Origin of the sequence: Pseudoalteromonas sp. McH1-7 (assembly GCF_013366255.1) — a bacterium.
GTDB classification, from domain to species: Bacteria; Pseudomonadota; Gammaproteobacteria; order Enterobacterales; family Alteromonadaceae; genus Pseudoalteromonas; species Pseudoalteromonas peptidolytica.
In genome coordinates this window covers 107795-120203 of sequence record NZ_JABWPQ010000001.1, presented here as the reverse complement: position 1 = coordinate 120203, position 12409 = coordinate 107795, and the positions used below count along the sequence as shown (strand labels likewise).

General features: G+C 42.4%; 12 protein-coding genes. 2 read left to right on the top strand and 10 right to left on the bottom strand.

Annotated elements, in window-relative coordinates; translation table 11 throughout:
- Positions 1–193: 193 nt before the first annotated feature.
- From HUZ36_RS00480 to HUZ36_RS00470, 3 genes are read right to left on the bottom strand one after another with little or no spacing between them, the layout of a single operon-like run.
- Positions 194–622 (bottom strand): acyl-CoA thioesterase, encoded by a 429-nt coding sequence (locus HUZ36_RS00480; RefSeq protein ID WP_125254139.1) that lies wholly within the window; start codon positions 620–622, stop codon positions 194–196.
- A complete protein-coding gene (locus HUZ36_RS00475) occupies positions 619–1443 on the bottom strand; it encodes a M23 family metallopeptidase (RefSeq protein ID WP_147391456.1) in 825 nt (274 codons plus the stop codon). Before HUZ36_RS00475 ends, HUZ36_RS00480 begins: the two co-directional genes overlap by 4 nt.
- Positions 1436–2290, bottom strand: coding sequence for a 6-carboxytetrahydropterin synthase (locus HUZ36_RS00470; RefSeq protein ID WP_176031725.1), 855 nt, complete (start codon positions 2288–2290; stop codon positions 1436–1438). The genes HUZ36_RS00475 and HUZ36_RS00470 overlap by 8 nt, the downstream gene beginning before the upstream one ends.
- Positions 2291–2529: 239 nt before the next feature.
- Here HUZ36_RS00470 and fabA point away from each other — a divergent pair, with 239 nt between their 5' ends.
- The gene (fabA, locus tag HUZ36_RS00465; protein ID WP_176031724.1) at positions 2530–3045 is read left to right on the top strand and encodes a 3-hydroxyacyl-[acyl-carrier-protein] dehydratase FabA; all 516 of its coding nucleotides are present in this window, start codon (positions 2530–2532) and stop codon (positions 3043–3045) included.
- A 273-nt stretch (positions 3046–3318) separates the two neighbouring features.
- Here the strand turns inward: fabA and rmf are convergent, their stop codons facing one another.
- The 7 genes from rmf to lrp form a co-directional block, all read right to left on the bottom strand.
- Complete coding sequence (rmf, locus tag HUZ36_RS00460) at positions 3319–3489, bottom strand: ribosome modulation factor (protein ID WP_010372771.1); 171 nt, start codon at positions 3487–3489, stop codon at positions 3319–3321.
- Positions 3490–3978: 489 nt separating this feature from the next.
- Positions 3979–5274: a serine--tRNA ligase gene (gene serS / locus HUZ36_RS00455; protein ID WP_125251387.1), complete on the bottom strand. Its 1296-nt coding sequence runs from the start codon at positions 5272–5274 to the stop codon at positions 3979–3981.
- A 7-nt stretch (positions 5275–5281) separates the two neighbouring features.
- Positions 5282–5662, bottom strand: coding sequence for a fluoride efflux transporter CrcB (gene crcB / locus HUZ36_RS00450; RefSeq protein WP_176031723.1), 381 nt, complete (start codon positions 5660–5662; stop codon positions 5282–5284).
- Between the two features lie 2 nt (positions 5663–5664).
- Positions 5665–7005, bottom strand: a complete 1341-nt coding sequence (locus HUZ36_RS00445) for a replication-associated recombination protein A (protein ID WP_176031799.1) — start codon at positions 7003–7005, stop codon at positions 5665–5667.
- Positions 6998–7636, bottom strand: coding sequence for an outer membrane lipoprotein chaperone LolA (gene lolA / locus HUZ36_RS00440; RefSeq protein ID WP_176031722.1), 639 nt, complete (start codon positions 7634–7636; stop codon positions 6998–7000). The genes HUZ36_RS00445 and lolA overlap by 8 nt, the downstream gene beginning before the upstream one ends.
- Complete coding sequence (locus tag HUZ36_RS00435) at positions 7636–10239, bottom strand: DNA translocase FtsK (protein ID WP_176031721.1); 2604 nt, start codon at positions 10237–10239, stop codon at positions 7636–7638. The genes lolA and HUZ36_RS00435 overlap by 1 nt, the downstream gene beginning before the upstream one ends.
- A gap of 114 nt (positions 10240–10353) precedes the next feature.
- Positions 10354–10833 carry a leucine-responsive transcriptional regulator Lrp gene (lrp, locus tag HUZ36_RS00430; RefSeq protein ID WP_125251392.1) on the bottom strand — a complete coding sequence of 160 codons (480 nt, stop codon included), beginning with the start codon at positions 10831–10833 and terminating at the stop codon, positions 10354–10356.
- A gap of 139 nt (positions 10834–10972) precedes the next feature.
- Between lrp and ald the strand changes: the two genes are divergently transcribed.
- Complete coding sequence (ald, locus tag HUZ36_RS00425) at positions 10973–12094, top strand: alanine dehydrogenase (RefSeq protein WP_147391188.1); 1122 nt, start codon at positions 10973–10975, stop codon at positions 12092–12094.
- Positions 12095–12409: the final 315 nt, after the last annotated feature.

Sequence of the window (12409 nt, the reverse complement as noted above, 5' to 3'; positions counted from 1 at the left end):
TGCGTTTAACATAGTTCGCTAACTCTGAAAATATCGGTCTGATAGACCCTATCACTCAAGGTTTCTACTTGCACATTAAGATTAAGTTCCACAAAACCGTACCGTATATTGAGTTAACACCAATTTGTATGATGTGTTCTTTTTGTTGTAAGGGACTAACAAGACATATAAAGACTATGCCTTGTTAAAATCATCAAAAGCCATTTAGCATTTTGTCACATACCACTGGGGTTGGTCTGTGGTTATCGTCTACTGCAACAAAGGTAAAGCTCCCCGTTATTGCTAGGTGTTTATCGTCTTTGTGCATTCTCTCGAGATAAATCTCAACATCTACTTTCAAACTTGTATTACCAACATGCACTACTTTTGATACCAGTTCAGCAAACGTGCCGGCTGGTATCGCCTCTTTAAAATCAACACGATCAGAAGAAATAGTTACAAGCGGTTTACGGCAAAAGCGTGTGGCTGCAATAAACGCCACCTCATCCATCCACGCTAGTGCATCCCCACCAAACAAAGTGTTGTGATGATTAGTACGTCCAGGAAACACTGTCTTGGTTACGTGAGTAATAGAGCTTGCGATACGCTGCTCTATAATTATCTTTCTTTGTTCTTCTGTCATTTTTTAACTGCTTTGTTTGCTAATGTTTCTTTCATAAGTAGAGCTGGGTCAAGTCTTTCCCCAAACCAATTAAATCGCCAATCTAAATGAGGGCCGGTTACTCTTCCCGTAGCACCTATCTCAGCAATTTTGTCACCTGTTGTAACTTTGTCGCCTGCTTTTACATCTAACTTACTGAGGTGAATATATGTTGACGTAATACCGTGACCATGGTCGATAATTAATGTGCCACCACTGTAGTATAGATCTGAATTTGCAAAAACAACCACACCGGATACAGGTGCATACACTGGCTCACCTGTTTTGTTCGCTATATCTAAACCAAAGTGAGGGCGTCTCGGCTCACCATTAAAGTATCTTTGGCTTCCATATATGCCTGATATTCGGCCTTTGGCAGGTCGGTATACTGTTTCTTTAAAATACAATAAATCTGAGTCACCTTGTCTGGCTTTCGACACAGCTTGCGCTTCTTCACGAATACGTTTGAGGACTGACTCAGGCGGTGAAACATATTTTTTAGCCACCCCTGTAATTTTATCTATATCATAATCACGTTTAGTAATAAGCAGAGGTTGAGAGTGTTTTTTGCCGTCTTGAGATTGCCAGCTTAACGTATGACTTAACTCAGCATCGCGACCAAATCCAAAAACAAAGTAGCCTTCTTTTGAACGCTTTATTGCTCTTTCATTTAACTTTATATTACTGGCCTGTGGCAGTTTACCAATGACCATACCACCTTGGGTTAAATTGCCTTTTAGTTCTAATGCTTCAGTAAAAAGTGCTGTACTTGCAATTACGGCAAACATGAGCGCTTTAAGCATAAGCAATCGCTCCTTTACCCACACCTTCATAGGCACGCACTTGCACATGATCGTTAGGATGCTGCACTTTTATCTGACCTGCCAAGTATTCGGCAATGCACTCAACGGTGGTATCGCACGGCAAAATATCACAGCGCGATTTACTTATCGCAAGCTCAAAGTAGCCTTGTGATGACGTATAAGCAAACGCGTAATCTCCCTCTTCCGCTACGATATGTTTGAGCTCAGCTGAGGATATCAAATCTTCCTCACTTGCGAGATATATATCTTGCCATTTATCTGCCCATTGCTTTTGTAATCTCGGCATACTGACGTCGTTTAGCTTGATACCAATCAGTGAACGGTGACCATGAATAATACGCTGACAGTTACCATCATGTTTTTTAAGACCGTGACTATAGTGATAATAGAAGCCGCTTGTCGCCTCTGGTCGTAAAGTGATATCGAGATCTTTCACATTATCCGGTAAGTGAGGCAAGATCACTGATTTGAGATAGGCAATTGTATTTACTTCGTTGACTTCTTCACCTTCAATCATACACACAGCTTGCTCTGGCGCACTCATTGCTAAATGACTATCACCAATATGAAGATCAAGTTCAAATCGACCATTTGTGTGTTTGGTATTAGCGCTAAGCGCGCTAGGTATTGCTAATTTGTGATCTAGCTTTTCATCGATAATTTGTTTGATTTGTTTTTTGACTTTCGCAAAATCTAGCACCATAGACTCAGCGTTTAAGTCGCCATGTAATACGATATCCGTGATCCAACTTTCCCCTACCGCACCACGACGAGGGCAAAGGTACGAAAAATCAATCACGGTTAAAGAGTCAACAAAAAGGATCATAAATTACCCAAAATAGCCTACAAAAAATCAATGTTGATTATAATGATTTTCCCACTATAAATCGCCCCTAATCAGAACTGATTTGCATTTAATCTCTTCAATTTTTTGAAATTTAATCAAATAGACATATCCTTAGCGCAAAGTTTACAAGTCAGCGTACGCTTTTTAACTGTTCGGAGTTGTTTAGCGTACATCTGTACGCTAAAGTAGCGTCAATTTGCAAGCTAAGAAGAAAAGTTATGGAACCTAAGAACAGCTATACAAAAGAAGAACTTATTTTATGTGGTCGCGGCGAAATGTTTGGTGAAGGCAACTGCCGACTGCCAAGTGACAACATGCTCATGATGGATCGCATTGTCCAAATTAACGATGATGGCGGTGAACACGGCAAAGGCCAAATCATAGCAGAGTTAGATATCAATCCAGATTTATGGTTCTTCGATTGCCATTTTAAAGGTGATCCGGTTATGCCTGGTTGTTTAGGTTTAGATGCAATGTGGCAGCTAGTTGGCTTTTTCCTTGGTTGGTCTGGTGGCCCTGGCCTTGGTCGCGCTCTTGGTGTTGGTGAAGTAAAATTCACAGGACAAATATTACCGACAGCGAAAAAAGTGACTTACCGTATTGAAATGAAGCGTGTAATAAAGCGAAAACTATTTATGGGACTTGCTGATGGCGTCGTTGAAGTAGATGGTCGTGTTATTTATGAAGCAAAAGACTTAAAAGTTGGCCTTTTCCAAGACACCAGCGCTTTTTAATACCAATTTTCTTATTTAAGTAGTCTATTTTGAGGCGAGAAAGTTTTGTCGATAACACCGCTTCCGCGTCCTGCTCACGCCGAGGTACCTAAGTCCTGTAGGCAAGCAAAAATTTTGCTCTTTAGTTGTTCTAAATAAGAGATTTTTAACGCGGTTAGCGTCAGATTTACTCCTTAAAATTGAGCAAGTATTAAGTCAAATTGGTATAATCTCACGATTTTCTGTAAAACGCACAAAGCCCCTAGCGGGGCTTTGTTCTCCTAAAATTCGGTATCAGGTTTTAAAGATGTTGCGATTGTCCATCGCTTCTCGCCATCCGCCTAACCATTCTGATCTGTGTTCTACTTGTTGATAGGGACAATTTTCTTTCGACCGTCCGGCTAATCCAGCCTTAAATCCTTGTGAATGTGCTCTTTCTAAACGGTCTCTTTTCTGTCTCTTCATAGGTAATATCCTCACCTTTTTCTCTATCAGCTTTTGAGTGTACTGATACTGCGTAGTTCAAACTTGATTAGAACAAAACTCACTTTTCCGAGTATCCACGAACGTGGTTTTGCTCATCTAACTAATAAACTAAAACTTAGATTTTATTGAGAAAAGTTAAACACTAGCCACATCATAAAAATACAGATGCGCTACTTACCGATGAGATTTGGCCAAACCCATGCCTTCAATAAATCATATCTAGGGGAGTCATGCAATGATCATAATTGTAATTCTTGGATGTACAGCAGCAAAAAGCATAAATTTGCTTTAGATTAATCATAAGTTGGATAGGCAAGCTAAATTTGCATTTAATCTGGGCTTGTTTTTATTGTAATTCCTGTAAAAAAACATTCATAAGATAGTCATAAAAAAAGGCCAGATAGATCCAGCCTTTTTTCAATAACTTGTATCTCAATGCAAGCATTTGCTCGGTTAAGTGCTTGGCACTTAGCTCGCCTTAATCACTTCCAACCCGCCCATATAAGGCTTTAATGCGTCAGGAACAACAATCGAACCGTCTGCTTGTTGATAGTTTTCAAGGATTGCAACCAAAGTTCTGCCAACCGCTAGCCCTGAACCATTTAATGTATGTAATAGTTCTGGTTTCTTTTCACCACTGCGGCGGAAACGAGCCTGCATACGACGAGCTTGGAAATCCCACATATTTGAACAAGAAGAAATTTCTCTATATGTGTTTTGTGCAGGTAACCACACCTCTAAATCATAAGTCTTAGTTGCACCAAAGCCCATGTCGCCAGTACACAAGACTACTTTTCGATATGGTAGGTCTAATAACTGTAAGATTTGTTCTGCGTGTCCTGTAAGCTCTTCTAATGCTGCCATCGAATCTTCAGGCTTAACTAACTGCACAAGCTCAACTTTATCAAATTGATGTTGACGAATAAGTCCACGAGTATCACGGCCATAGCTACCAGCTTCACTTCTAAAGCATGGTGTGTGGGCTGTCATTTTTACAGGTAGCTCTTTTTCATCAAATATTACATCACGAGCGCAGTTTGTGAGCGGAACTTCCGCAGTCGGGATCAAGCTAAAGCCATCTTGATCTTCAGACAAGGCTTCAGTATGAAATAGATCTTCTGCAAATTTAGGTAGTTGACCCGTACCGAATAAGCTCGCTTTATTTACCAAATATGGTACATACATTTCTGTATAACCATTTTGCTCAGTGTGCGTGTTTAGCATCAGCTGAACAAGCGCTCGATGCATACGCGCAACGCCACCGCGCATCACGGTAAAACGTGAGCCACTTAACTTAACACCCGTTTCAAAATCTAGGCCTTTGTCCAACGCTTCACCTAGGTCAACATGATCTTTTACTTCAAAATCAAATTGCTTTGGCTCTCCCCAAATGCTGATCTCTACATTTTCAGATTCATCAGCACCTGCTGGAACATCTTCAGCTGGCAGGTTTGGTAAAGACATAGCGTAATCATTCAGCTCTGCCAATACTTTATCTTGCTCTTCTTTGGCTGCACTTAACTGATCACCAAGATTAGCAACAGCATCTAGTAACGGCTGAACATCTTCACCTTTCGCTTTGGCTTGACCAATTGCTTTGGAAGAACTGTTACGCTCGCTTTGTAATTCCTGAGTTTTGGTTTGTAGCGCCTTGCGCTTTTCTTCTAATTCAGTGATCTTAGCAACATCAAGTTCGAAACCACGCTTTTTCAAACGCGCAGCGGCTTCCTCGATGTCTTGACGAAAGTATTTAGAATCTAACATTGTTTTTTTAACCTTTTTGCATGATGAGGCAGAGACCAACCCAGGCCATAAAGATACACGCCACCACATTTAGGGTGACGTTAAACGCCATTTTCACATATTGCCCTTGTTGGAGTAGCAACAAGGAATCCATTGAGAATGTAGAAAAAGTAGTCAGCGCCCCTAAAAAGCCAATACCTATTAGCGTTTTAGCGGGTGAAGCTGCAATTACTTCTTTTTCAATTAAACCGTAAAGCACACCCATCAATAATGAACCAAGAATATTAACGATCAACGTCCCAAAAGGGAATCCCTTACCTAAGAGTTTTATTGATATATCGCTGATAAAAAACCGTAACATGGCTCCCAAAGCACCACCAAGCGCAATTGTAAGGTAATTAATAAACATCCTTACTTGTACCTCTTGTTAGTGCTTTGTAGATCTTGCGCTTTCAAATATTCAAGTTTTTCCGCTATTTGTTTTTCCAAGCCTCTTTGCGTAGGCTGATAGTATTGGCGCTCATGAATGGCTTCAGGAAAGTAGTTCTCTCCTGCTGCAAAGGCACCAGGCTCGTTGTGAGCGTAGCGGTATTCCTCACCAAAGCCCATTTCCTTCATTAATTTTGTCGGTGCGTTTCTAAGGTGTTCCGGCACTGGATAATTAGGGTCGCTCTGAGCGTCGTGTTTTGCTTGATTAAACGCCATATACACAGCATTACTTTTTGGGGCGCTGGCCAGATATAGCGTGGCCTGTGCTATTGCACGCTCTCCTTCGCTTGGACCTACACGATGATAAATATCCCACGCATTGAGCGCAACTTGCATGGCTCTTGGGTCAGCATTGCCAATATCTTCCGTGGCAATGGCAAGTAGCCGTCTGGCAACATATAAAGGGTCGCCCCCTCCCGCTAATATTTTACAGTACCAATAAAGTGCAGCATCAGGAGCACTGCCGCGAACGGACTTATGAAACGCAGAGATTAGGTCGTAATAGAGGTCGCCTTTGTTGTCATAGTTTGATAGTTGACTTGGCAATACCTGCTGCAATATTGGTTCATTGACTACATAGCGATTTATATCTGGGTCAAACCCTAAGTCTATCGCTTGCTCCAGTAAATTAAGTGCTTTCCTGGCATCACCTGAGGCAGCTTTGGCTATCAGATTTAGCGCATCATGGTCGATTTCAATTGCGTGTTTGGAAAGTTGCACATCTCTGGCTAGTGCATCTTTTTGTACCTGTATTAATTCGGCTTCATCTAGGGGTTGCAAAGTATATACCCGTGCTCGCGATAAAATAGCATTATTCAGAGCAAAAGATGGGTTTTCAGTGGTGGCGCCAATAAAAGTAAAGGTGCCATCTTCAATATGGGGCAAAAAGCCATCTTGCTGCGACTTATTGAATCGGTGAACCTCATCGACAAACAATAATGTTCGTTTACCAGATTGAGCAAGTCGATTTTTAGCATCAATCACCGCTTCGCGTACTTCCTTTACTCCAGCACTGACCGCTGAGAGTTGAATAAGCTCCGCATCTGCGTAATTAGCAATAATTTGTGCAAGCGTGGTCTTACCAACACCTGGTGGGCCCCAAAGAATAAGACTATGGCAGCGGCCTGAGGCGATCGCTCGATACAATACAGAGCCTTTTGATAAAATATGGCTCTGGCCAACATAATGCGCTAACGTGGTTGGCCGCATTCTAGCGGCCAACGGTCTAACATCTGGGGTAAAATCAAAGCCTAAACTAGTCAACGCCTGTTTGGTCGTCCACGACCACTCCCTCAGGGATAACAAATTCAAAAGTGCGCTCAGCGACGGGCGCATTAACTTTGCTTTGTCTGAAATTAAATGTAGAGATTTGGCCTGAAATGTCGTTCACCGTTAATTGTGCGAGCCCCTCATTGGTAACATCAAACATCAACGCCAATTGCTCAACTTGAGAGTCAACTCTGTTCTTGGGCGTGATTAAGTACGCGTCGCCTTCGCGTTTTACCGCATACTTAGACCACTGGCTATTATCTTGCGTTGTTAACAGAACAAAAGGTGTTGTATCAATCAGTTTAGTTGTATCTAAAATCGTAACCTGTTCTGCAAAGGCATCATAATAATAGGTCGTTGTGCCACTTGAGACAAAAAGCGTATCGTCTGGCATCTCTTGCTGCCATCGGATCTTCAAAGGCTGTGCAAGTACAATGCTACCTGTGCCTGACTGTAATTCATTGCCCTCTTGATCTTTAACTACTTGCGAAAATTCGCCTTGAAAACTGGTTAAATTAGCAAGCTTGGCCTTTAGGCTCTGCATTGCGGCTTCATCGGCCCAAGCTGGTTGCATCGTTATGCTAGATAGCATCACAAGTAATGCTATTTTATTAAACTTCTTCATTAATTGGCTCCGCCTTTTACCAATACTTCTCGTGCGCCATTATGTCCAGGTGCACTCACGACACCAGACATTTCCATCTGCTCTACCAGTCGAGCAGCACGGTTATAGCCCACTCGTAACTTACGCTGAACACTCGACACTGACACTTTACCTGTTTCTATTACAAAGCCAACCGCTTCATCGTACAGCGGATCAGACTCGTCATCTCCACCTTCTGGCGCTTCTCCTGGTAACAAGATGTCTTCCGTTGCTTCCCCACATAGGATCTCTTCGACGTAATTAGGTTTACCTCGCGCTTTCCAATCATTAACTACCGCGTGCACTTCATGGTCATCAACAAACGCGCCATGGACACGTATCGGTACACTGGTACCTGGAGGCAAATACAACATATCCCCCATACCAAGTAAATTTTCAGCGCCTTGTTGATCCAAAATAGTTCGTGAATCAATCTTGCTCGATACTTGGAAGGCCATTCGCGTTGGAATATTTGCTTTAATTAGGCCGGTAATTACATCAACCGAAGGGCGCTGTGTTGCCAGCACCAAATGTATCCCAGCAGCTCGTGCTTTTTGAGCGATACGCGCGATTAGCTCTTCCACTTTTTTACCAACAATCATCATCATGTCAGCAAATTCATCGATGACCACTACGATGCTCGGGAGCTTATCCAGCATTTCTGGCTCATCCGCCATACCATCAGTGTCTTTAAAAAGTGGGTCAACAATGGGGTGTCCCGCTTCTTTTGCTTCTTTAATCTTCTGGTTGTAACCCTTTAGATTACGCACACCAAGCGCTGACATCAGCTTATAGCGACGTTCCATTTCCCCAACGCACCAACGTAGCGCATTCGCAGCTTCTTTCATATCAGTGACAACCTCACATAATAGATGTGGGATCCCTTCATAAACAGAAAGTTCAAGCATTTTTGGGTCTATCATGATCATGCGCACATCTTCTGGAGGAGATTTATATAGCAAGCTTAAGATCATGACATTAACGCCCACTGACTTACCAGAGCCAGTGGTGCCTGCAACCAACAGGTGTGGCATTTTTGCTAAGTCTGCCACTACGGGTTGTCCAGCGATATCTTTACCTAGCACCATGGTCAGCGGTGATGGGTTTTGTTCAAACTTAGGCGCGTCTATCACTTCAGATAAACGTACAATTTCACGGTGTTTGTTAGGTAACTCCAAACCTACATAAGTCTTACCTGGTATTACCTCTACCACTCGCACACTCACCGCTGACAAAGAGCGAGCGAGATCTTTGGCAAGACCAGTAATTTTTGCAACTTTAATACCTGGTGCTAAGTCAAGTTCAAAGCGCGTTACTACAGGACCTGGATAAACTCCCACCACGCTGGCTTGAACATTAAAGTCTAACAACTTGGTTTCTACCAACCGTGAAACCTGATCAAGCTCTTCTTGTGATATTGGGTTTTTAGCTTTATCGGGCCTATCAAGAAGTTCCAGTGACGGTAATGGGTCTGCCGGAGGCTGGGCTTCTAATAATGCTTCGAACTGCTCTTTTGCGCTCGGTGGTGGCTGATACCCTTTTGTGCTCGTTGTTTCACTGTTTTTTGTTCTGAGTGGCCGTGCTGGGGATACAACCTTAGTTTCATGAACCGGCGCTTCGTCGAGCGCATTGAGCGCAGCTACGGTATCTAATGGTTCATCCTCAATTGCGGAAAAATTAATCTCTTGCTCCAAGATATCGTCAAGCTCATCGAAAACGCATGGCTCTTGCTTAGGTGCCGCCTCTGTAACTGTGTCTGACGCTGAGGTTTGAATCGCTGTATCGTTGGTTTTTCTGAACAATTTATCTTTTAATTTGCCAAGACCACTTGGTGTCTCTTCATCATTTGTTGACTCCTGGTGGATAATGTCATCGTTTAAGACAGGCTCCATGGCATCACCAAGACCTTCACTGAATTTCGGTTCATCAACAGGCGCGCTAGCCGTTGATAATTCCGGCTCAGCTTTTACAGTATCCAGTTTATCTGCTGGTTGCTCATCTTTAGTGGTAAGCTTGTTTACCAACCAGCGTAGCCCAGCGACGACTTTTTCTCCAAGATAATCAACAAACTCCACCCAAGAAACACCGGTAAGTAATGTCATACCCGCAAAGAAAAAACATAACAGTAATATAGAGGTCCCCGTAAAATTAAAGGCAGGCATCATGGCGCCGGCGACAACATCCCCTACTACACCGCCAGATGAAAAGTTGTAGATATCATCAAAATTAATACTGCTAATGGCACTTGCTGAGGTGATGAAAAGTGTCGCACCAATAAGGCGTAGCCCAAGGGTTGTATAATCTAGCTGAAGGAGCTTATGTGGCTTTTTAAACAGTAAATAGCCAAGAAATTGCACTGCTGCGGGGATCAAAAATGCCAGCCACCCAAAACTCAGCAACAAAATATCTGCTAACCATGCACCAGCAGCACCGGTTATATTATTTACTTTTACGTATTCGCCGGATTGAGTCCAAGCAGGATCTGCTGGGTCGAAGCTTATCAACGCACACAACATAAATATTGCTGCTGCCGTGCTTACAATCAGACCTGTCTCTAAGAGGCGTTGCACACCATTTAAGCGCATTGTAATTAAACCTTTTTTTTGTTTCTTTTCTGGGCATATCAAGCCCAAAATGTCAGCAAATTAGTGATTTGCGTTAGTATTGCTGTATATACTTACACCTTACCAAGAAATACCTCAAGGTGCACAAGGTTTTATTACTTCTCCTTCCTCTCCTTTTACTTCTTCCATCACTACAAAAGTACGGCTCTCACTTATATTTGGCAATTTAAGGAGTATCTCACCTAATACCCCACGGTATTCAGACATATCGGTTACGCGTGTTTTAAGTAAGTAGTCAAAGCTACCAGAAACCAAATGACATTCTATGATCTCGTCATGTTGCTTCACCGCTTGATTAAATCTATCAAACACATCTGGTGAATTTTTATTCACTGTCACTTCCACGAACACTAAAAGCCCTTGCCCGAGTTTAGCAGGATCAACTACGGCTTTATAACCGCGTATAAAACCTTCGCGTTCTAACTTTTTGACCCGCTCTAGGCAAGGTGTTGCGCTTAAACCAATGCGTTTTGCTAATTCTACGTTAGAAATTCTGCCATCTTTTTGAAGTTCGACTAAAATCTTTCTGTCGATTCTGTCTAGTTGTTGGTGCATAAGGTAGTTTTTTATCCTGAATAGTTTGTTATTTTAGAGTATATCACTACCTTTAAATATTAAAACAGTGAGACACACTGGCTATAGGTAAATATAATAGTCAAAAATTTTACTCCGTTCTTATTTTGAGGCGAATATTATGATTATTGGTGTACCTAAAGAGATAAAAAATCACGAATACCGCGTTGGTATGGTTCCTGCGAGCGTTCGTGAACTAATCAATCACGGTCACGAAGTTGTTGTTGAAACCAATGCTGGTATCGGCATTGGTTTTACTGACGAAGATTATGTTCAGGTTGGTGCTAAAATTTTAGGCACTGCAGCTGAAGTATTTGCAACAGCAGATATGATTGTTAAGGTTAAAGAACCTCAAGCTGTTGAGCGTGCGATGTTACGTGAAGACCAAATTCTATTCACTTACCTTCACCTTGCACCAGACCTTCCTCAAACTGAAGATCTAGTTAAGAGCGGTGCAATCTGTATAGCCTACGAGACAGTAACTGACACACGCGGTGGTCTTCCATTACTAGCACCAATGTCTGAAGTGGCTGGCCGTATGTCTATCCAAGCTGGTGCTCAAGCGCTTGAAAAGTCACGTGAAGGTCGTGGTATGCTACTTGGTGGTGTACCGGGCGTTGAACCCGCTAAAGTTGTTGTGATCGGCGGTGGTATGGTTGGCCGTAACGCAGCACAAATGGCGGTAGGTCTAGGTGCAGACGTTACTATCCTTGACCGTAGCATCGACGTACTACGTTCACTAAATGCACAGTTTGGTAGCCAAGCTAAAGTTATTTATTCTACTGCTGATGCACTAGAGAAGCACGTATTAGAAGCTGACCTTGTAATTGGTGGCGTACTAATTCCTGGCGCAGCAGCTCCTAAGCTTGTGACTGCTGAACACATCAAAGCAATGAAGCCTGGTGCAGCAATTGTTGACGTAGCTATCGACCAAGGCGGTTGTATTGCGACGTCTAAAGCGACAACACACGCAGAGCCTACTTATATTGTTGATGACGTAGTTCACTACTGTGTAGCTAATATGCCTGGTGCAGTACCTCGCACTTCAACATTCGCGCTAAATAACGCAACGCTTCCTTACATCATCAAGCTTGCAAACTTGGGTTACAAAGCAGCGTTACTAAATGACAAGCACTTCATGGACGGCTTAAACGTTCTAAAAGGTCAGATAACGTGTAAAGAAGTAGCTGAAGGCTTCAACATGGAATATGTTGACCCGCGTACGGCACTTGAAAACGCTTAATCGCGATTGATACAACACACCTTAAAACACCACTTATCTTCGGATCTGTGGTGTTTTTTATTGTCATTTTCCCAATCCCTGTCATTCGTTCCAATTAAAAGAATAAAAACTTTGAAGTAGAAGCTAACCGGCGTCTTGCTCAATGTGCTTATCTGGGTTTTCTATTTTTACTAGTCACAAGAGCACACAATCTTGCACACCTGCTAAATTACCAACGTCCTCTCGCAAAGCTTATACCAATTTGACTTAATACTTGCTCAATTTGAAGGAGTAAATCTGACGCTAACAGCGTTAAAAATTTTTCATTTAGAACAA

Excerpts from the sequence above, each read along its gene's own strand:
- HUZ36_RS00480 (WP_125254139.1), bottom strand. The coding sequence starts at position 622 with ATGACAGAAGAACAAAGAAAGATAATTATAGAGCAGCGTATCGCAAGC.
- HUZ36_RS00475 (WP_147391456.1), bottom strand. The coding sequence starts at position 1,443 with ATGCTTAAAGCGCTCATGTTTGCCGTAATTGCAAGTACAGCACTTTTT.
- HUZ36_RS00470 (WP_176031725.1), bottom strand. The coding sequence starts at position 2,290 with ATGATCCTTTTTGTTGACTCTTTAACCGTGATTGATTTTTCGTACCTT.
- fabA (WP_176031724.1), top strand. The coding sequence starts at position 2,530 with ATGGAACCTAAGAACAGCTATACAAAAGAAGAACTTATTTTATGTGGT.
- rmf (WP_010372771.1), bottom strand. The coding sequence starts at position 3,489 with ATGAAGAGACAGAAAAGAGACCGTTTAGAAAGAGCACATTCACAAGGA.
- serS (WP_125251387.1), bottom strand. The coding sequence starts at position 5,274 with ATGTTAGATTCTAAATACTTTCGTCAAGACATCGAGGAAGCCGCTGCG.
- crcB (WP_176031723.1), bottom strand. The coding sequence starts at position 5,662 with ATGTTTATTAATTACCTTACAATTGCGCTTGGTGGTGCTTTGGGAGCC.
- lolA (WP_176031722.1), bottom strand. The coding sequence starts at position 7,636 with ATGAAGAAGTTTAATAAAATAGCATTACTTGTGATGCTATCTAGCATA.
- HUZ36_RS00435 (WP_176031721.1), bottom strand. The coding sequence starts at position 10,239 with ATGCGCTTAAATGGTGTGCAACGCCTCTTAGAGACAGGTCTGATTGTA.
- lrp (WP_125251392.1), bottom strand. The coding sequence starts at position 10,833 with ATGCACCAACAACTAGACAGAATCGACAGAAAGATTTTAGTCGAACTT.
- ald (WP_147391188.1), top strand. The coding sequence starts at position 10,973 with ATGATTATTGGTGTACCTAAAGAGATAAAAAATCACGAATACCGCGTT.